Genomic DNA, 734 nt, shown 5'->3' with positions numbered 1-734 from the left:
ATCCGGTCGTCGGCTATTCCGGCCACGAGCGTGGCATTGCCGTCTCGACCGCCGCGGTGGCGCTCGGCGCCGTCGTGATCGAACGCCACATCACCCTCGACCGGGAGATGGTAGGTCCGGACCACGCCGCGAGCCGATGGGCATCGATGGAGAAACCGCGCGAGGCGGCGTCTTGAGCTTCAGGCGTATTTATCGGGGCCGGCTTTGCGCGCATAATGAAGTCAACTTAGGCACGATCCGCAGGGCTGGGAACCGGCTCCTGGAAAAAGATCGCGCCGAGGTGAGGGGTGAGGAACGGACGGGAATGTGATCGATCAGGATCACGTCGAGAGGGAGTGAGGGCCCTCGCGCCATATTCGCGACGGAAACACCGCCTTGATGCTGCGTAAGCGACGGCGAACAGTTGCCGGGACGGAAAGGCGGCCGCGTTAAGCGGCCATTATCCTTTTGTTTCGGTTAACTATTTGCCGACAATATGCCTGAATCCGCGGCTTGTGTCGTGGAAAGAATGTGATGACCGGCCGGCGAGAAGGCGGGTCAGAAGAGAAGCTGCCATGGTGGGCCCGCGTTATCCAAAGTCTCCCGTTCCGGGGCCCCGATCGTCGGGGGCGACCCGAAGGAGCGCGCTCGGCCTGTTGCTCGGGGCACCCCTGCTGTCGGCCTGCGCCGGCGTGCAGCAGAGTCTGAGCCAGTTCTCCAACCCGTTCAGCAGCTCCTCCGCGCCGCCGGCCCAG

At 64.0% G+C, this 734-nt stretch carries 1 pseudogene; it reads left to right on the top strand.

The annotated features are described in order from the left end of the window. Positions 1-554: 554 nt before the first annotated feature. Positions 555-734 (top strand): annotated as a pseudogene (locus MOV75_RS40540) (penicillin-binding protein activator); the annotation flags it as partial.

Source organism: Bradyrhizobium sp. PRIMUS42, from assembly GCF_023006515.1.
In the GTDB taxonomy this organism is placed as follows: domain Bacteria; phylum Pseudomonadota; class Alphaproteobacteria; order Rhizobiales; family Xanthobacteraceae; genus Bradyrhizobium.
The sequence above is the reverse complement of the archived record's forward strand: the minus strand, read 5'-3'. Positions and strand labels throughout refer to the sequence as shown.